A 17,722-nucleotide genomic window follows, 5' to 3' on the forward strand; every position below is an offset into this window, starting at 1 on the left:
TTAAGAGAGTTGTGAAAAGTGCTTGGCAGGTGACATGTGCTTACCAAGAACGGCTGCAATCACAATGTGATTTTGCTTTTGGATGTAATAAATCACATGGTGCTTTAAAGGAAACCGGAAGTAGTTTTTTCCCAGTTCAGAAACTTCTATGCCAAGCAGCTGGTTGTTCGCCAGTAATTCCATTGATTGCTTGAGCTCTGAAAAGTAAGTCGTCCATTGTGTTTGCCCCCATCGCTCTAATGTATAGCGACGAATCTCAATGAGATCAGATTGCGCTGCAGAAGAAAGCTTGTAGTGCATCATTAATCAAATTTACCTTGGTTAAGTGCGTTCATGAAGTCGTTACCATCGACCAGGTTATCTGATAGAGCATCGGCCTCTGCTTGTTCGAAGCGTGATTTCACCACCATCAATTTGAGTGCTTCAAGTTGTTCATATTCTTCACAAGACATCATCACCGCAACGGGTGAGCCGTTCTTATTAATTTGTACAGGTTCACGTTGAACCTTCATCAGTAAGTCACCAAATTTGGTTTTAGCTGTATTAGCAGTAAGTGATTGCATAATATTCTCCTTTTCGTTCATTATAAACGAATCGAACGATTTAACCAATTTGTATGATTCTGTGATTGAAGGTAATCTGATGTATTGTCCATAAAGGTGTACCTTTATGGACATTATTAAACATCTATGATCTAACTGTTCAAAAAGTCTTTCAAATACAAAGTGAACATGTATACTTAACTTTAAGTATCTTAATGTTCACTTTGGGGTTCCTTCATGAAGATCGGTTACGCACGCGTCAGTTCTGACGAACAAACTCTAGACGTTCAGCTTGAGCAACTGGTCCTGATCGGTTGTGAGAAAATCTTTCAAGAGAAAGCCAGCGGAAAATCTGCAGAGCGTGAAGAGCTAGAACGTCTTATCGAGTTTGCCAGAGACGGCGACATCATACACGTCACCAAAGTTGACCGTATTGCGCGTAACACCATCGATGCACTTCAAATCGCCGACAAACTCAATGAAAAAGGCGCAGGGTTGGTGTTTCATGATCTCGGAGATTTAGACATCAACAGTGATGTTGGCCGTGTCATCTATACCACCATTTCAGCCTTCGCTGAGATGGAAAGAAAACGCATTCTACAGCGTTGTAACGAGGGTAGGGAGCGCGCTAAAGCCGAAGGGAGGCACCTCGGCCGATTTCCTGATAAGACGCTTCATCAACGCATTCATGAGCTTACAGAGCAGGGGATGAATAAAAATAGGATCAGTAAAGAGCTAGGATGCAGTCGTACAACAGTTTATAAGGTTTTAGAAATGAATAATTTTGTTTGGAATGATTTTGGTACGTTAGCATCTGCTAGAAAGTCTGGCTCTATGGTACTTATAGAAAATAGTATTGGTGATGTTCGTAAAATGAGTATCAATAAATACAAAGAGTCTGCAATAGAAGTATTCGAAAAAGCACAAACGCTTGTTGGCAAGTCAGTCTCAATCCGCACGAGTCAAAACACCGGTGATTGGAGTACAAATGAATGGTTTAGTGAGATTGAAGTTGTTACTCCAACGTATAAGCGTTCAGACTTCTTGACCGCGGGTGAAAATGAGCCAAAACCGGATCAACCTTTCTAATGATGAACGAAATAATTCAACAGGATCAAGTATCCTCATACTCTGTCGCAGCCCTACTACATAAGTGGGGAGTTACTCCTAAAGTAAAGAGCCCACGTCAAATTGACTTCTCTTTTGATGGATATGAATTTTCTTGTGTTGTGAATGAAGAAACACTTTTATTACATTTTGGCGATGTAGCGTTTAAAGATATAGGTAGTGACATTTTGCTAAGTGAAGTCCAGGCTGAGCTTGGTTCAATTCAAAAACGCATAGGGCATAATTTTGCTAGCCTATCGGCTTTTTACACTAAAAAGAATGAAGTTGGAATTGAGTTTATTGCAGTCGTTCCTATCGTTTCTTATTTGGTTATCGACCACTTACACTTTACTCTAAAACACTTTTTAACAGGTAGCTTGAAGGTTTTGGGTATCTTAAAGAATCAAGGTTATAAGACGTTTGTAAACTATATATTGTCAGACGCGAAGAAACCGGTTAATAAGAAGCCCTCTAAGAGGGATTTGTGCTTTAGTTGTGAAGGTAAAGGTCAGTACGGAAATGGGAGAGTATGCTCTATTTGTCACGGTTCAGGTGAGCACCCAGAGCTAGCGGCTGAAAAGAAAAGGGAGGCTCAAGTTAATACAAAGCGTGTCCAATCATCTTCTCATTCGAGAAAAGCCAATAATACGTATGCTCCAAGCTATGTTGATTATGGGGATAGCTCCTCAGAAAGTTACACTGAAAATAATACTATGCATGATGACAATCTTTGTGATTATTCTGCTGAAATGGGAAATGACGGCGATGATTATTAGCTTCAGTTGAGTCACCCCTAGCCAAAAGCTTTCTCTAATTGCCACAATTCCATTGTAAAACAGCCATGCCCTAAACGTGCCGCGAGCGACACAGGGCAAGGCATACAAAGAAATTGTTGCTTGTTCTATCTAGCGCTCTTGGCTAGGGCTTCCACTCTTTCTTATCAACCCCTTCCCCAAGCTTGGGGCGCTCATGCTGCGCATCAGCTATCTCGTTCGCAGACTGTTAGCAAAAAGCGCTAACAGACTGCGCCAGCCATCATCATTAATCAATTCGTGTTAGTGATCGCGGAAAGGCCAGGTAAAGCATCACCGCTTTTACTCGTTAAAAACCGGCAATATCACAGCGACTATTTACAATAGTATTTGCGTTACCCTGTATCTTCTCTATGCGCTTAGAACGGAGACATTCCCACTTAGATACAGGATCTTGTATATCCCAAACCTTCATTAACTGACGTTGCTGCTTACTCATTTGGTATTTTGGATAAGTGGCTTCCATATACATATAAGTTCGTGCGATACGACCTCGAGACGCAACAGGCGGTTGTGCTTTTTTGTTATAAATACGCATATCACAGCTGCCAAAATCTGATTTTATGGTCGGTAGCATTGTGAAGTTATAGTTGCTTCTTAAAGCATTAACCGCCCCTATCGCTGGGAAAAGATTATGCATATCAGCTTGCATGTAACGGTACTCTTTATTCACTTTTTCCGCACACCTGCGGCCTTTAAATGACTTATCTTTGCTGTTTACGCACTGCTCATCACCATCGCGCCATTCACTAAAAGCCTGGCCAAAGTTCTGTGCAGGAACGACATGTTCCCACTCAACCTTTTTCGACCTTTTCTTATGCTTGGTTGTGACAAAACCATCAGGGTGTTGAACGTTTTTCTGTGCATCGAACTGAGCTTCACAATACAGTGTCACCCGATGATCTTGATATACTTCTCTTTCAAGCGTCCTTTTTGCTTTGTTGAATGAGTCTATGGTTGTATTACCTGCGCCGAGAGCTGAAGAGCTAAAGGCAAACAAGATAAGAGGGATGGCTGTTTTGATGATAGGCATAACGGCTACTATAGAGATGAGGTGATAGAAGAATAGTGCAGTAATTATTGTTTTTTACCAAGCCCCTTCGGGAAACCATGCTTTATTTCGCGAATTGGATCTTATGCTCATACTTCGCAACGTCCCAATGGCTCAACCAAACCACAAAGCGTTTCACTGTGTTTTGTCCCTTCGGGTCACAATCAGGGCTAAAAATGTAGTAATGAAGCTTTGCTCACCACTTCAGTCAAAACTTGCCACTTCTAAGTGGTGAACACGAAAAAACATGTCATGGGCTAAACACGTGACGCTGCGCGCCACAGCCCATCACATAAACGTCATCACCACTCAGGCGGCTGCGTTTTGTCTTCCGTAGCAAAGCTGCTTTAAAGAACGATTACCAGCCCCAAACCCCAAGCTTGGGGCCTTTAGTTCAAATTGAACATAATGTGGAATAATACAAAATAGCACGTGCCGGTTCGCCAGCAAGCTGTCGGGCACTGAGCTACTTCAAGTATTATTGGACATTATGTGTAAATTTTCACAACCGCACAGAAAGCGTGCTGTAAGGTAGCCAGGCAAGCTGGCAATTGTTTATCTGCCTTGCCCAAAAAGACGGGCAAAGCAGGGCAGTTGGCTAACGCATCAAAACACAAACAACGTGTTTCCATGCGGTCACTTACTCATGGGCCTGGTACATTTTTCGTTGCGGTCAGTTTTTGTTGGCCGTGCCGTCCAATGCGCGTGCCCCCGGCACTCGGCCAGCCCTCTTCGCTCTCATTCTTTTCTTTGCCCATTTGGCTCCGGGCTGCAGTGTTTGTGGTCCATTAACCATTGTCGCTCCCTATCGTTGTCGGGTACCCAGTGTCTAATGAATCCCTCTTTTGTCCACAAACACACACCACATCCCCCGCCCACCCAATGCTGCGCCCCGTCCTTTGGTTTAACAAGCTTTGTAGCCGCTGTTGTTCTATATGTTTAAGTTGCATTATCACGTGTAATTTATAGGCGCAGCGGTGGTCGTGTCGTGGTGTTATTGTCAAAATTCACACCTATTGGGGCTTCTCTAAATGAATGGTTCGCGTAGCTGAAGCTATGGTTTCTGCTCGGTGTGCAATGATAATGCGAGTGATATTTAGTTGCTGAACGTGTTGGTTAATAATGGCTTCATTATTAGCATCAAGGTGGCTCGTAGATTCATCTAAACAGAGGACTTTAGGCTGCTTATAAAGAGCTCGCGCGAGAAAAATACGTTGAAGTTGCCCGCCGGAAAAGCTACTTCCCATGTCTCCAACCAAAGAATAAAAGCCTAATGGTAGTCGTTGAATCTCGGCTAAAATGTTAGCGTGGCGACAACTCTCTTTTAATCTTTCTTCATCATATGGGCTATCAAACATGGTGATATTTTCGCTCAGTGTTCCTGAAAGTAGAGTGTCATTTTGCATCACACTTCCTAGGTGTGAACGATACGTTGTTTTATCTAGCTTTTGGATATCGATACCATCTAGGTAAATGGTTCCAGTCGTCGGGGAGAGTAACCCAAGAAGGAGCTTAAGTAAGGTTGTCTTGCCGCATCCAGATTCGCCGGTGATTGCGATACTTTCTCCAGGCTCTATTTCAAAACTGAGTTGGTTTAGCACCCAAGGTGCTTGGTCAAAATAACGAAAGCTGACGTTCTCAACTTTAATATGACCTTTCACTGGCAGGGGAAGTGAAGCTTGGCCTGGTGAATCTTCTTGGGTATGTAAAGTGATGTCGGAGAGCCGCTCTAAGTGCAAGGTGAGTAGTTTAAAGGACAGTATTTTGTCTATGAAGGCAAGAATGCTCGTCGTGAACTGGTTTTTGTACGCAATAAACGCCAATAACATTCCCACCGTCAGCTCCCCTTCGATCACAATCAAAGCTCCTAAATAAACGACAATAACCATCTCCAACCCAAAAATTAGGTCGTTGAGTGTCGTTTCTGCGATGTCCAGTTTCCCTAATTGAATATCGGTGTTGATCACTTCTGCATAGCGGTTTAGCCAACTGTTTTGTCGGTGTGTTTCATGGCTAAAGAGTTTAATGGTTTGTATTGCTCGAATACTTTCTAAAAAATGGGAATCTTCTTTGGCTTCCGCCACTATTGATTCTTCAGTGATGCGGCGGTTAGGAAAATAGAACAGCCACTGAACGACAAAAGAAAGCCCAACTACAGCAAGCACAACACCAGTCAGAAGTGGGCTATAAAGAAACATCATTATTAAGACAACGGATGCCATTAAGCCATCGATTAACGCTTCAACAATACCTGTTGTGAGTAGCTCCCGGATGGCGTTGATAGAGCCAAATCGAGAGACAACATCGCCTACATGGCGCTTTTCAAAATAAGCATTAGGCAGTCTGATCAGGTGATGGAATAAGTTAGCGCCCATTTGGATATTGAGTGCACTACTAAATCGCACAACGAACCAGCTACGAAAAGCGGTCACACCGGTCTTTATCAAGTTCAGTAGCGCAAAGCCCAATGCGAGAACCATCAGCAAAGGTGTGTCATGACTGAGCAGGACGTTATCAACTACCCACTGCATGTAATAAGGAGCTATTAATGCGGCGGCTTGAATGACCACTGATAACATTAATAGTGTAACTAGGGTGCGTTTTAACCCATGAATTTTCTCCCACAGTTGGTTAATTCGCATGGTCTCGCGTTTGTCTTGTTTTTTAAAGTTACTACTGGGGTGTAGTTCGAGTGCAATACCGGTAAAGCTGCGAGCAAATTCAATTGTAGATAACTGGCGCTTACCCTGAGCGGGGTCATTGATATCAACCTTTCCATTACACACTTTGGTTAGCACTACAAAATGGTTTAAGTCCCAATGAATAATGCATGGCAAAGAAAGCTGATCTAACTCTTCTACTTCACATTGTACTGCTCGTGCTGTGAGCCTTATTCGATTAGCTAATTCCATGACCTGTTTTAAATTCATGCCCTGTGTACCAATCCTTACCATGCGTCTAAGTGAGGCGACATTGATTTGGTAACCGTAGTATCCGGAAATCATCGCAACGCACGCTAATGCGCATTCTGATACTTCGGATTGCATCACCAAAGGTACGCGTTTTAGATGTGTGTAATGCAATCGATGAAGAAGGTTATGGGGGTGTCCTAACATACTCTGTGTTCTTTGGTTGTGAGAGGTGCTCATTGGGTGCCTGTTCATGCTTTTTATAGTTTGAACAACGAGTTGCTGTGCTCTTTTTTATTAATTAAATTCCACCCAACCTTATGAGTATTTACGGATAATGACATGTTATTAAAGGAGAAATTACGATTAATTATCTATAAGGGATTCGGGCATTTGATTCGTAGTATTTTTATGCCCCTAGGTTGATAAACCAATAAGAATTGAGGGTTATCAATAAATTAACTCATAAATTAATTGTGGTTCTGATGGTATTTAAGCCTTGATATAGCTAGGGCTAAACCCCTGTAGGTCTTCCGTTTACGCAAGCGCCAGTTCTGTGCCAAGTTTTATTGCTGCGTTGTACAGGCGTTATTCAGGGAGAAACATTAGTTACGTTAAGGATGAGAAATGAAGAAAGTTATGTGCCAACAAGTAGCGTCACTCTCAGAGGACATGCTTGATAAAGTTGTGGGTGGGAAGGGATACGACGGTTGTACCTCTAAACCTAAAAAGCTGCATAAAGCAGCGACGAAAAAAGGAAATACGTCAAAGGGCCGTGATTGGAGCGGGGGCTGTAATAGCCGTTCGTCTTAGGTATTGGTTTTAGGTGATTATCGTGGGGTATGTCGTTCACTTACCTCACTTTTTTCTTAAATCAGGTATTCCTTTTTATATATGGAGCACATTATGAAAACGTACTTGTTATCACTGTTTGTCGCTCAATTCCCGTTGCCTATGGCTGACAAGCCTTCTCTTGTCTCTATGTCAGATAATGCCATCATGCCTATTACTCGGCAGGCGTTGGTAGGTTGGTGGCAGTGTTGGTTTACTTTCCCGTTGATTGGTGACCGCATTCTCAACGAACATTTGAGATTGGATAAAGACGGCAGCTTCTCATCGCAAGGGACGTTTGAATACTTTTTAAGTAATCAAGACAAGCCAGCTCTCTTCTCTTTTTCAGCTCAAGGAAACTGGGACTTTTATCAGCATCAACTTCGCCTTGAGTATGCCCCTTTTGATATCGAACCCATGGGCGAGTTGAGTGAACAGTATCTAAACGACATCAAAAAAATCTACCTATCTCCATCCTATAAAGGGACGCGTCGCACTGTGTTTGATGTAGAGCTGTTACGCGAAGATTCCATGACAATTGGTGATGAATATGACAGCTGGCAGTGCGTTAGATAATAATATCCAACTTGTTTTTGAGCTTATCAATAGTTCTGAGTCCACGCTGTTTGATAAGAAAAAAGCATGTGGTTTCGTAGAGAAGTTACTGGCGCTTCAAGGGCAGGTAAATCACGAATCTGTGTCTATTTTCATTCGGTTATTGGACGAATTGCTTTTAGCTGACAAGGAACAATACCTTGCTCGAGATGTGTTACAGCGTATTAGTTGGCTCGAACCAGAAGACCTTGTGATGTTAGATAAGGTATTTTTTGTTTGGATTGGTTGTTTGGGCGAGCGCCAACTTGAATATTTTGATGTGTGGGAAGAAGTTTGCCAAGACGATACATTCATCTATTACGATAGCCGCTGTTTACTTGCTAGTGAGATTAAGGACGTTCTCTGTCGGCTACACCACTGCAGTCATGAAGATGTGGCCTTGATAAAGCACCAAAGTGACTGGTTTGAGGCGTTTGTAGCAAGTCAGGAGAAACACCTCGATGAATGGTTAATTGATCATACTCGAGTCTATGATGCCGACATCGCAACTGAGCTTGAACATAGGCTCTATCGTGTTAGGCATCGTTACTACCGGCTAACGAAACTAGTTACCTTGATAGATATTGCGTCAATTGACTCATTATTTGTATTTAGCGGCTTTGATTTAGAACCTTACTACCTGTACGAAGTACTTCTGAGAAATAATTTAGCGGCAGCGAGTGATATCGTTCGGTTGTTGGTTCTTTATCATCAAGGGGGGATGTACGTTGATTTCGACACACTCCCAAGTTTTGAGCACTGTTTTCCTAAAACAAATCGGCGCTTTCCTGAATGGGTGAGTAATAACATGGTCGATGTACTTAAAGCCGAGCTCGTCATGAATGTGTTTCGAACTCAGCAATTGACTCGTTTTGCACGGTGCCAAGGTGATCATCAGCTAGTAGAGAATATCGTAGCGACGTTTTTTGATGATGATAAAGAGCAAATCAAAAGTTTGCATGAAGATGTTGCTGCGATAACTGAAGATAAACTTTTCCACCCTTTTATTTTGCCTCCCGTTCACAAAGAGGGTTTGGCATTAACGAAAGCCAAAAATAGTGTGGGCGAGTTCAACAACAATGTGCTGATAGCGCCTAAGGGATCCAAGTTAATAAGAATTGTCTTAACGATGATGAGCAGTCGTTACCGTTATATGGAAGATAACGGCATTATATTTGATGATATTTTCAACTCTCGCGACTGTGACGTTAACAATAGAGTGATGGAGAGCGAGGAGTATTGGCTTCGTTTTTCGGACTATCGGTATGACCATTTACGATCAAGTGATAATGTAACGCTCTTTTTGTCTGGGCCTTCATTGGTATTAGAAGTACTTATATCGCTTGCTTATGAAGTTTTTGACATTGAAGGCTGCAGTCCGAACGCCGTCGCGTTCGCAATGAGCCACCCAGGCTTAAAGATGGCATTTGATCATCAAACTCAATTTACAGTAGAGCACATGCGCTCAACTTGGCTTAGAAACCAAAACCTCTTTTCTGATTAGTTCGATTTTAGTCATTGTCTAACATTCAAGCTGACTTTTTTAGTGCGGTTCGCTCATTAAAGCTTACCTTGAATCGCGTATATTGGGTCAAGTAACCATTCTAGGAGTGTGCGCGTTTCTAAAATAATATCAGCTTCAGCTAACATGCCTGTTTTCAATGGAAATTCTTCACCATAGGCGTTCATAAATTGATCTGGTAAAGAGGCTGTTACTCGATACATGGCTTGTTCTGTCTTAATGGGGAGGGCTTTGTCACTTGGCAAGATCAAAGCTTTGTCAATGCTCGTGATAGCACCAGTCATTAAGCCGAATTTCTGATAAGGAAAAGCATCAAAGCGGATATTGACGGTATCACCTTGTTGAACAAAACCAGCAGAGCGGGTAGGTAGGAGTAATTCTAACTCAAGGGGCGAGTTGGTGGGGATGATACTTAAAATCGGTGTACTTGGGGATACTTGGCTCCCTACTTTAGCCTGAATCGCTGTAACAGTGCCTTGCTTGGGCGCTTTCTGTGTAAATTCATATTCGCTGTTTAGCTCTACTTTTTGGGCCTGTAATAAAGAGATCTGTTGTTGTATCTCAAGTAGTTTTAAGTTGTGTTGTTCAGGCAGCAACTGTTGCTGGGTTTGTATTTGTGTTATCTCGACCTGAAGCGAACTCACCTCTTTATCTATTGTTTGATTCGCTTCTTGGTATTCTAATAACGCTTCTTGAGCTTCTATCAAGGCTGTTGCTGAAAGGTATCCATCTTGAGATAAGGTTTGTCGTTTTTCATAGAGTTGGGTTTGTAGGTCAAGGCGTATGGTGTTGGTTTGTTTGGCTTTGTTAATTGCGCTTAAACTTTGATTCAGGCGCTCTAACTGGTGCTGCAAAGTGAGAGTTTGCTTGTTAAACAGGGCGTCAGAAATGGTTCGCTTTTTTTCCAACATTTTCAACTGTGTGTCTATTTCTTGAATGAGAGCTGTGGTTCGCTCTTTTCCACTGGTTAAGCCTTGGCTATTTTGAATCCGTGCAATCGGCTGGCCCTCTGTGATTTCTAGTCCTTCCTCTACCCAGAGCTGATTGAGTACCCCTGAACGAGCAAAATATAAAGTGATGACGCCTTTTTGTGGGGCTAGGTATCCCTTCACTGTCTCTTTACGTGCGAACTCAAATTGCGAAAGATAGAACAAGATGAGAACAAAGAGAGCGAAAAGTGCCGCACTGATACCATACAAGGACAGTGGCTGAATTAAAACGACGCGACCTGTTAGCGTTTGTTTTTTTGCTTCAAGAACTTGTCGGCGAAATAACATAATAATTCCTTTTTCTGTTTATTCCTTGGATTAGTGCCTTAGACTGTTTAGGTCAAATTGCAAGTTTATGGATAGTTAGGGGCTCTCTCCATGCTAGAAGGAGCGGAGAAAAAACTCAGCTTATTAAACAGTAATTACGAGTGATTTTTTGGGGGAGGAACTCTCTTGATGCAAAGGAAAACCAATCGAATAATCAAGAACTAAGAAACTCAATGCCTCATCATAAATTAGCAATAATTAAATACTTCCTCCCGAATAAGCACGTTAATTTTTAACATCCAAGCAGGGAGGTTAGGTCGGAATGCAACAGATTTTAAACCGACAGGTCAGTTGTCCGTCCGCTCTCTCTTGGAACCGTGGATTTTATGATGTTTTATGTATGAGGGAGAGTTTAACAATGAAAGTATTAGCTACTGTTCATGAGATTGAGCAAGTTGTTGGAGGGAATCCTGGTCGTGGAATTGGAAGCTGGATCCGTGATTCGCTTGATAGAGCACACGCACCAGTTGCAAGAGCTCGTTATAGCGAATATCGCCAGCGAAGAGATAGCTCGGGAGATCGTGCTGCACAGGCTCGTTCTCGTTCGCGCAGCGATATGAATGACCGCCACGACAAAGGTGGCAGTAACCGTATTGGAGGCCGTTAGGTTTCGGAGTAATTTACGATGCGGTTAATGATCTTTGCTGTGGTGGTAATCTATATAGGTTATTTTTTTCCAAGTTATATTCTGCTTGATTACTACCTGCTCATTACCCGAGAGTGGGCACTTAATCCGAGTTTGGATCGAGTGCTCTACTCCGTTATCGCCTACTACTTGTTACCCGTTATCGCTTTTTCCACGTTGTTTATTAGTGCTCGGCGAGATAAGCATTGGAAGCAGTATTCAACCTCTTGGCCTAGAAACACATGTACATGGGGTGAAGGCGTATTGGTATTGCTTGGTTTGATCTCATTGAATTCTGTATCAAATTATATTCAATATATTGTTTTTGATTGGTTTTCTCCAGGCTATTGGCAGGCTCAAGCCTACAATTTCACGCCTTTGTTTTCAGCCTATGATGGTGTGATTGATTGGTTGAGTGTGTTAAGCAGCGTTATGGACGGTGTGTTTATTTCTCCCGTGATAGAAGAGCTTCTCTTTCGTTATTTGTTGTTTGTTATTTTAAGATCCGTTTTTGGGGTTACCTGCGCAGCATTACTCTCAAGCCTAATATTCGCTTCAATACATCAGTGGGCACTTTACGCCTTTATGTCAGGGATATTTTTATGCTGGGTCTTTGAGCGATATCGCCGCTTAGAAGTGGTCATTGCCATTCATGCTGGTCATAATTTGTTTATTTTACTTTATGACCTTGTTTATTACTTGATAACACAGCTTCACTTTAATCCTTGGGAGGCAGTTGACATTAGTATTATTGCGCTGCAAGCGGGTTATCTGGTGTTGTTTTTGCTCTTTATTTATTATCAGCGAAGAGAGTTTAGGGAGGAGTAATGTTAACAAGAAGAATGTTTCTTATACTTATTTACTTAAATATCGCCTTACTCTTTTTAAGCGTACTTTGGTTTTTAGTCCCATCTTTCAAACAGTATTCGTTAAGCGATTACTATGCTTACAGCGCCATTGTGATCTTAGTTCTGAGTGCTCTGGTTGCTCAAGGTGGCCGGAGTAGTACTGAAGTGACGGACAATAAAAATAATTACCGGGCGGTTGTGTTCTTGTTAACTTTGGGCTCGATATTAATGATTAAAAGCTTCGTGTTAACTTTGATTTAGAGGCTATTATCGTCACCATCAAAATATGTAGTTTCGTGTAAATCTTTGTTATAGCGGGTACCACATACATTGCATTTTATATTCTTGTATGAATTTGAGTAACCATATCCCCCAAGCAGTAATTCACAAATTTTTCCAAGGAAGGAGGTAGATCGATCGTGCTCTATGGTATGTGGAGTGTACTTTTTGCAGTTTTGGCAAAATAGCTTCATAAAGACTCCAAAGCTTTCACTAACTTTCTCTCAAGTGAGCGAGACATTACTCGACCTCTAGAGTTGTGGCTACCAAACAAGGCAAATGCTTCACAAAAGTTTTGATTCATTATCTCTAACTTTGCTCGAAGCATATCAATATGAAAGCCGTTAGTGTCAATACTGGAACCGTGAGTGCTTGTGATATTGGCAATAATTTCTTGTATATGTTCTTTATAAGCCTCTACCTCATAGAGCAAAGTCAAAGCCTCAAAGTAATCGTTATCACTCTGGTTAAGTGTTGCTGTTTTCAGGAGAATTTTAGCCTCAGTAAGTCGTGACGAAAAAATCAGTGAGAATAGTAAATAACAGTAGCAACCTGCGATATAAGTGTCATCTTGGTTCTCATTACTCTTAACTTGCCCTAAAAAGTTAAGAGCATTTTGATAGTTACCAATTTGGCAGTCTTCTTTAATTGAAAAGTAAACCCACCTTAGATCCGTCGGGAACTCTTTAACGTTCTTTTTGTTAAGTCGTGTATTTCTTATAAGTTTGGTTTTCATTTGCTCGAGAGAATACCCTCGATGTGTAATTGAGTGTTTTAGAGATATGTATGAGAAGTGCAATGCGTCATTGTTGGGCCTTACAATCTCATGCACAAATCCGAAATAGCAAAAGTGTGTCTTGTTAAAAATTCGAGGGATGTTACGCGCAACAGAGCCCGATTCGTCTACAACTGTAACTTCAAATACAGTATTTTCTGTGTTGGCTAAAGCTAGTAAGTAGAAAAGCTCATCAAAAAAAGAAGAGCTTACACGTTCATCAGAGTCAAGATGAAAAACAATGTCATTTGAACATAGGCTAGATAGGTAGTTTCTCATATGAGAAAAGTTATCCACCCACTCTAGAAAGCAAACTTTAATTTTTGAACCGGAGTAGTGTAAGGAAAGAGCATTGTACGCTACTAAATTGGTTGCTAGTATTACAACTTCATTACTCTGTTCTATTACACTGGATATCGTTTCTTTGATACTCTGTGATAGGTGGTCAGTCATAATGCATGTTGATAATTTAATCATCACATACCTCAATATATTTAATTGCTTTAATTTTTGTTGGATTATCTAAGGAGCTCATAATGGAAATAAAGGTATCTAATTCGTTGAAATACCGGGCTAACAAGGCATCTATAGCCTTTTTGAAGTAGTTTTCATTATTAATTTTGGTTAATTTTTTAAAAATATCTGAAGGGGTTATATATTTATCGGAATTAATGTATAAAGTCCAGTCGATTATTAGATACATAATGAAGAACTCATCAAACAAATCTTCTTGGTAGTTACTTAAAGATAATAGGAAGTTCCTTTTAAGTTTGTTTTTATTTATTATTATATCATTTTTGTACCCCGAATGTATGATATATATCTGGCTTAAACATTGTATTTTACTATTGTATGGCGTTAGTTGTTCATGAACATACCCGTAGTAATAGAAATCTGATGTCTTAAACATTCTAGGAATGGAATAGCCTTTCTCCTTTTTATCTTCAGTAACACTGACTATGTAAGGACATATGGCGTTGGTGCCTTCTGGTGCCGAAAGAATAACTTCTTTTAGATTGAACTGTTCTTTTATTATTTCATCAGCATCGATGGTAATGACCCATTCATAGCTCACTTGAGATAAAGCAAAATTTCTCGCTGAAGAAAAATCATCATCCCATTCAAAATGGTAAAGTTTTATTAATTTAGATTTGATACTTTTGATTATATTAATAGTTTCATCTTTAGAACCAGTGTCTACTACAATTATTTCGTCAACATGATTGAAGAGTGAAAGGATAGCATCTTTGATACTCTCTTCTTCATTTTTACAGATTATGTATGATGATAATTTAACCATGTCGTTAATCTTTTATTCTGGGTTTTGTCTATAGAACTAAGATAAAGCACTGGCTAACTAGTCAGCGCTTTAGTAGATGTATAATATCTATACTCTCGAAAGGTATTAGCGCTGAGAGCAGCGCCTTTCCGGTCGACGTGCCGCTTTAGCCCCGGCACTATTACGATTTTCCCTGTATCTATCTAAAGCCCTAGAAAGTCCACGACTGCAACCACCACCAATCAACATCATTTCTTCTTCAGTTAATAATTTAGACATAATAATATTCCTTAGTAAAAGTTAGTCATATACCTATTAGCATGATGGGATTACCATACTAAAGCGTATCTAACCGTCAAGGATAGTATAATTTTTTTAATGACCATTACTAATTAATTAAATAATAAATTATATAAAATGAACTAGTATAACTGACGTTATGTGGTAGTTTCTTAAATGAAATAAATTTAATTTATAATTAATAAAACTTTGAGTGTAATATGATGAATAAAAGTCATAAGAAATTTATTATATGGGGTAGTTTGCTGAGTGTTTTTGCCATTATGATAAGCCAGCGCAATCTTAGCCCTGAGTTAATATTTCCTAAATGTGAGATTAACAAGCCAGTTCAATCAAAGATCACTTTTTATATTGATGAGTCCGTTGTGTATAAAAATGAAATTGTCGGAAAACTGCATGAAGCCGTGGCAATGTCTAACACAATATTAGCTAACTCTTGTGTACCTATTATTCGCTCTTTTAAAGAGAGTCGATTTATATCTATGCCAAAGAGTTTTTCATCTGTTTCCTCTCTACATTCTGCCTTAAAAGAAGAAGTAGGTGCTTCCGAAATTGACCATCTTAGAAGTAACCCAATAGAGCAGTATGTGGTCGTTCTTGGTGAGAATCACCCTGTCGTCCTTGAGCAAGAGATTCACGGCATGACAATGATGAATATGAATGATAGCTTTATTGTCTTATCTGAGAAATTTCCTGTTACCGTTTTAGAACACGAATTTGGGCACTTAGCTTGGGCTATGCATGAGCAGCCAGATACTGAAAGTGGTAAGTTTTGGATTAATGAGCAAGTTTTCCCTGGTAATATAAACAAGGTAAAGCCTTACGCGGGTGCTTATCGTTGCTCGAATTACGGCACTGTCATGAGCTATGCTACACAAGTAGTTCCTGCGTACTCTAGCCCCCTGATTAGTAATAACGGAGAGTTATGTGGTCACGAAGTTAAGGCCGATAATGCTAGGGTTATGCAGGAATACGCTGAAAGTTTAAGATAACTCCTTCTAAAGTTTTCTCTTCACTTGAAGCACCCTACGGGCTACCTGCTTTATTTCGCGAACCTCCTCGCTCGTTCCTCACTCTTCGGTGGCTCAACCAAGCCATCTTCAATCACAAACAACGTGCTTTACGTTGTCTTGTCCGTTCCGGTCACAATCAGGGCTAGACAAGCTTTCACTTTCGCGGCCAAGTGCTGTCTGAGTGTGCTTTGGCTTGTGCTCTATTTGTCCTTCGGTTGAGTTTCAGCGACTCGTTTGCGCCACTTCTAATCCTTTGCCAGCAGAACTTCACCATCAAAAGTAAAATGAACGCTACGCGCTTTTGACGGTGAAAACCGTGCCGTCAGTCGGGAAGTTAGGCGAAAACGACGATGAAACCCTAATAACCCAAGGAGCACACCATGCCACATTCCCTTTCTTTGCACACTCACAGCACTAAGCCCGCAAAAGCGAGCAACGTATCCCCGTTGCATCCGTCAGGCTCTACAACAATGAAGGTTGCGCCGTTGTCAGTTTTGATTCACTGGTCTGAATCTTCCAGGCTACAAACCGATGAAGAATTTGAGTTTGAAATCTTTGAGGCCATCGCACTCAAAGCCGCACTAGATAACCCATTAGGCGGTTACGACAAAGCAGAAGTAACGGTAAAGTTTGAAGGTGGTCATCTGCATCGGTGTCGAATTGATTTGGGGTGTGGAGGCAATGAAATCGGCTTCGCTGATCATTGCTTTCGCATCCTGGAATATTCTGAATCTCTAAAGAAATCAGAGCCGAATCATTGGTATTTAACTAACCCGCAAGGCAAAGAACTAATAGAGCTGTTGAAAACATATCAACTCAATCGACAACAAGTGGCCAATGGCCGCCAGAGCGCGTTTGAAAAAGTACGTGTAGCTAAAGCGCAGAATAAAGGGATGGTTCAAACACGTTGTGAGGTTAAGCAATGAAAGCATTTGTATTAGATACCCGACTAGTTCGACTGTTTGAAAGGTTAGCTGCCCTTAACCCGCCAGTAGGTCAAATGGTGTCGGCTTTAAATGTTGTGTTACAACAATCGGGCTCTCACATTGAAAGTAAGCAGGATTTCTGTGATTTCATTGAACAAGTAGAACGATTCCAAGCCGAAAGCTCGAGCGAGGGTTTTAGTGAGTGAAGGGGCTAGTTAACCAGATGGTGGGCTTTGTCCGTGCTTCGCACGTCAAAGCCCCAAAACAAATGAAGCAAATTCATTGCACCTTTTTCTTTTCTATCAGTAACTTATTTTTAATTATGACTAAATAATAAGTGTTTTTTCAGCTAATCCTATAGCTTGGTTGAGACATATAAAACGAATAGGACTGGGAAAACATGCGCAAAATCATTGATACTCAAGCAGCCCCAAAAGCGATCGGACCATATTCTCAAGGGGTCATCACTGGTGGGCTAATTTTCACTTCAGGTCAATTACCATTGAGTCCTCATACAGGACTTTTGGTCAAAAGTAGTCTGGAGAAGCAAACCGTGCAGTGTCTAGAGAACATGAGAGCGATTTTGCTCCATGCAGACGCTGACATGTCAGATGTAGTGAAAACAACCGTCTACCTTACCGATATGATGAGCTTTTCCGTGGTAAATGAAATTTATAACGATTTCTTTATTAAGAACGGCGCCAATTTTTTCCCTGCGAGAACCTGCATCGAAGTATCGAAACTTCCTCTCAATGCCCTGATTGAAATAGAGGCCGTTGCTGTCGCGCCTTAGCTGTTACTCGTTTCGTTTTTTAGCCCCAGCCTAGAGCTGGGGTTACTATTTAGACATACCTTAGTGCGTACTTTTTCTCCTTATGTTTAATGGTGTAAATCTTACAAATCCAATGCAACCTATTATATTTATGGCTTTTATCACCTAAGTATCGCGAAATGAGTAAGAATTACATTTTTCGAGAGTTAGAGTGCCAAATG

19 protein-coding genes and 1 pseudogene are annotated in these 17,722 nt (G+C 40.9%); 11 read left to right on the top strand and 9 right to left on the bottom strand.

Features of this window, described 5'->3' with window-relative positions:
- Entirely contained in the window at positions 1-303 is a 303-nt protein-coding gene (locus AB6D58_RS19790; protein ID WP_017061973.1) for a type II toxin-antitoxin system RelE/ParE family toxin, read from the bottom strand.
- A complete protein-coding gene (locus tag AB6D58_RS19795; protein ID WP_017061972.1) occupies positions 303-563 on the bottom strand; it encodes a type II toxin-antitoxin system Phd/YefM family antitoxin in 261 nt (86 codons plus the stop codon). Before AB6D58_RS19795 ends, AB6D58_RS19790 begins: the two co-directional genes overlap by 1 nt.
- A gap of 216 nt (positions 564-779) precedes the next feature.
- On the opposite strand from AB6D58_RS19795, the pseudogene AB6D58_RS19800 reads away from it, so the two are divergent.
- Together AB6D58_RS19800 and AB6D58_RS19805 are read left to right on the top strand one after the other, a co-directional pair.
- Positions 780-1,316 (top strand): annotated as a pseudogene (locus AB6D58_RS19800) (recombinase family protein); the annotation flags it as partial.
- 314 nt (positions 1,317-1,630) lie between these two features.
- Entirely contained in the window at positions 1,631-2,425 is a 795-nt protein-coding gene (locus tag AB6D58_RS19805) for a hypothetical protein (RefSeq protein ID WP_017061970.1), read from the top strand.
- A 325-nt stretch (positions 2,426-2,750) separates the two neighbouring features.
- Here the strand turns inward: AB6D58_RS19805 and AB6D58_RS19810 are convergent, their stop codons facing one another.
- From AB6D58_RS19810 to AB6D58_RS19820, 3 genes are all read right to left on the bottom strand, one after another.
- Positions 2,751-3,494: an endonuclease gene (locus tag AB6D58_RS19810; RefSeq protein WP_137001449.1), complete on the bottom strand. Its 744-nt coding sequence runs from the start codon at positions 3,492-3,494 to the stop codon at positions 2,751-2,753.
- A 691-nt stretch (positions 3,495-4,185) separates the two neighbouring features.
- Positions 4,186-4,308 carry a hypothetical protein gene (locus tag AB6D58_RS19815; RefSeq protein WP_017061968.1) on the bottom strand — a complete coding sequence of 41 codons (123 nt, stop codon included), beginning with the start codon at positions 4,306-4,308 and terminating at the stop codon, positions 4,186-4,188.
- A 217-nt stretch (positions 4,309-4,525) separates the two neighbouring features.
- A complete protein-coding gene (locus AB6D58_RS19820; protein WP_372158190.1) occupies positions 4,526-6,676 on the bottom strand; it encodes a peptidase domain-containing ABC transporter in 2,151 nt (716 codons plus the stop codon).
- 372 nt (positions 6,677-7,048) lie between these two features.
- Between AB6D58_RS19820 and AB6D58_RS19825 the strand changes: the two genes are divergently transcribed.
- The 3 genes from AB6D58_RS19825 (at position 7,049) to AB6D58_RS19835 (ending at position 9,350) form a co-directional block, all read left to right on the top strand.
- Complete coding sequence (locus AB6D58_RS19825) at positions 7,049-7,234, top strand: hypothetical protein (protein WP_017062004.1); 186 nt, start codon at positions 7,049-7,051, stop codon at positions 7,232-7,234.
- Positions 7,235-7,327: 93 nt separating this feature from the next.
- Positions 7,328-7,828, top strand: a complete 501-nt coding sequence (locus AB6D58_RS19830; RefSeq protein WP_017062003.1) for a hypothetical protein — start codon at positions 7,328-7,330, stop codon at positions 7,826-7,828.
- On the top strand, positions 7,803-9,350 hold the full coding sequence (locus tag AB6D58_RS19835) for a TcdA/TcdB catalytic glycosyltransferase domain-containing protein (protein ID WP_017062002.1): 1,548 nt from the start codon (positions 7,803-7,805) through the stop codon (positions 9,348-9,350). The genes AB6D58_RS19830 and AB6D58_RS19835 overlap by 26 nt, the downstream gene beginning before the upstream one ends.
- Positions 9,351-9,406: 56 nt before the next feature.
- Here AB6D58_RS19835 and AB6D58_RS19840 read toward each other — a convergent pair whose 3' ends face one another.
- Entirely contained in the window at positions 9,407-10,567 is a 1,161-nt protein-coding gene (locus tag AB6D58_RS19840; RefSeq protein ID WP_372058236.1) for an HlyD family secretion protein, read from the bottom strand.
- Positions 10,568-11,042: 475 nt separating this feature from the next.
- Between AB6D58_RS19840 and AB6D58_RS19845 the strand changes: the two genes are divergently transcribed.
- Together AB6D58_RS19845 and AB6D58_RS19850 are read left to right on the top strand one after the other, a co-directional pair.
- Positions 11,043-11,291 (top strand): hypothetical protein, encoded by a 249-nt coding sequence (locus AB6D58_RS19845; RefSeq protein WP_017062000.1) that lies wholly within the window; start codon positions 11,043-11,045, stop codon positions 11,289-11,291.
- A gap of 18 nt (positions 11,292-11,309) precedes the next feature.
- Positions 11,310-12,137, top strand: a complete 828-nt coding sequence (locus AB6D58_RS19850; protein WP_017061999.1) for a CPBP family intramembrane glutamic endopeptidase — start codon at positions 11,310-11,312, stop codon at positions 12,135-12,137.
- A 489-nt stretch (positions 12,138-12,626) separates the two neighbouring features.
- Here AB6D58_RS19850 and AB6D58_RS19855 read toward each other — a convergent pair whose 3' ends face one another.
- The 3 genes from AB6D58_RS19855 to AB6D58_RS19865 form a co-directional block, all read right to left on the bottom strand.
- The gene (locus tag AB6D58_RS19855; RefSeq protein ID WP_017061996.1) at positions 12,627-13,688 is read right to left on the bottom strand and encodes a hypothetical protein; all 1,062 of its coding nucleotides are present in this window, start codon (positions 13,686-13,688) and stop codon (positions 12,627-12,629) included.
- Positions 13,681-14,511 carry a glycosyltransferase family 2 protein gene (locus AB6D58_RS19860; RefSeq protein ID WP_017061995.1) on the bottom strand — a complete coding sequence of 277 codons (831 nt, stop codon included), beginning with the start codon at positions 14,509-14,511 and terminating at the stop codon, positions 13,681-13,683. Before AB6D58_RS19860 ends, AB6D58_RS19855 begins: the two co-directional genes overlap by 8 nt.
- A gap of 105 nt (positions 14,512-14,616) precedes the next feature.
- Complete coding sequence (locus AB6D58_RS19865) at positions 14,617-14,769, bottom strand: hypothetical protein (RefSeq protein ID WP_156168086.1); 153 nt, start codon at positions 14,767-14,769, stop codon at positions 14,617-14,619.
- A gap of 221 nt (positions 14,770-14,990) precedes the next feature.
- Between AB6D58_RS19865 and AB6D58_RS19870 the strand changes: the two genes are divergently transcribed.
- From AB6D58_RS19870 to AB6D58_RS19885, 4 genes are all read left to right on the top strand, one after another.
- Positions 14,991-15,782, top strand: coding sequence for a hypothetical protein (locus AB6D58_RS19870; RefSeq protein ID WP_137001452.1), 792 nt, complete (start codon positions 14,991-14,993; stop codon positions 15,780-15,782).
- Positions 15,783-16,183: 401 nt separating this feature from the next.
- Positions 16,184-16,729, top strand: a complete 546-nt coding sequence (locus tag AB6D58_RS19875) for an LPD25 domain-containing protein (protein ID WP_017061993.1) — start codon at positions 16,184-16,186, stop codon at positions 16,727-16,729.
- Positions 16,726-16,935 (top strand): hypothetical protein, encoded by a 210-nt coding sequence (locus tag AB6D58_RS19880; RefSeq protein ID WP_017061992.1) that lies wholly within the window; start codon positions 16,726-16,728, stop codon positions 16,933-16,935. The genes AB6D58_RS19875 and AB6D58_RS19880 overlap by 4 nt, the downstream gene beginning before the upstream one ends.
- Before the next feature lie 194 nt (positions 16,936-17,129).
- Positions 17,130-17,522, top strand: a complete 393-nt coding sequence (locus AB6D58_RS19885) for a Rid family detoxifying hydrolase (RefSeq protein ID WP_017061991.1) — start codon at positions 17,130-17,132, stop codon at positions 17,520-17,522.
- Positions 17,523-17,722: the final 200 nt, after the last annotated feature.

Origin of the sequence: Vibrio sp. 10N.239.312.D08, assembly GCF_041466145.1 — a bacterium.
GTDB classification, from domain to species: domain Bacteria; phylum Pseudomonadota; class Gammaproteobacteria; order Enterobacterales; family Vibrionaceae; genus Vibrio; species Vibrio crassostreae_C.

Coding starts and splice junctions, on each gene's coding strand:
- AB6D58_RS19790 (WP_017061973.1), bottom strand. CDS start 303: ATGATGCACTACAAGCTTTCTTCTGCAGCGCAATCTGATCTCATTGAG.
- AB6D58_RS19795 (WP_017061972.1), bottom strand. CDS start 563: ATGCAATCACTTACTGCTAATACAGCTAAAACCAAATTTGGTGACTTA.
- AB6D58_RS19805 (WP_017061970.1), top strand. CDS start 1,631: ATGATGAACGAAATAATTCAACAGGATCAAGTATCCTCATACTCTGTC.
- AB6D58_RS19810 (WP_137001449.1), bottom strand. CDS start 3,494: ATGCCTATCATCAAAACAGCCATCCCTCTTATCTTGTTTGCCTTTAGC.
- AB6D58_RS19815 (WP_017061968.1), bottom strand. CDS start 4,308: ATGGTTAATGGACCACAAACACTGCAGCCCGGAGCCAAATGGGCAAAG.
- AB6D58_RS19820 (WP_372158190.1), bottom strand. CDS start 6,676: ATGAACAGGCACCCAATGAGCACCTCTCACAACCAAAGAACACAGAGT.
- AB6D58_RS19825 (WP_017062004.1), top strand. CDS start 7,049: ATGAAGAAAGTTATGTGCCAACAAGTAGCGTCACTCTCAGAGGACATG.
- AB6D58_RS19830 (WP_017062003.1), top strand. CDS start 7,328: ATGAAAACGTACTTGTTATCACTGTTTGTCGCTCAATTCCCGTTGCCT.
- AB6D58_RS19835 (WP_017062002.1), top strand. CDS start 7,803: ATGACAGCTGGCAGTGCGTTAGATAATAATATCCAACTTGTTTTTGAG.
- AB6D58_RS19845 (WP_017062000.1), top strand. CDS start 11,043: ATGAAAGTATTAGCTACTGTTCATGAGATTGAGCAAGTTGTTGGAGGG.
- AB6D58_RS19850 (WP_017061999.1), top strand. CDS start 11,310: ATGCGGTTAATGATCTTTGCTGTGGTGGTAATCTATATAGGTTATTTT.
- AB6D58_RS19855 (WP_017061996.1), bottom strand. CDS start 13,688: ATGATTAAATTATCAACATGCATTATGACTGACCACCTATCACAGAGT.
- AB6D58_RS19860 (WP_017061995.1), bottom strand. CDS start 14,511: ATGGTTAAATTATCATCATACATAATCTGTAAAAATGAAGAAGAGAGT.
- AB6D58_RS19865 (WP_156168086.1), bottom strand. CDS start 14,769: ATGTCTAAATTATTAACTGAAGAAGAAATGATGTTGATTGGTGGTGGT.
- AB6D58_RS19870 (WP_137001452.1), top strand. CDS start 14,991: ATGATGAATAAAAGTCATAAGAAATTTATTATATGGGGTAGTTTGCTG.
- AB6D58_RS19875 (WP_017061993.1), top strand. CDS start 16,184: ATGCCACATTCCCTTTCTTTGCACACTCACAGCACTAAGCCCGCAAAA.
- AB6D58_RS19880 (WP_017061992.1), top strand. CDS start 16,726: ATGAAAGCATTTGTATTAGATACCCGACTAGTTCGACTGTTTGAAAGG.
- AB6D58_RS19885 (WP_017061991.1), top strand. CDS start 17,130: ATGCGCAAAATCATTGATACTCAAGCAGCCCCAAAAGCGATCGGACCA.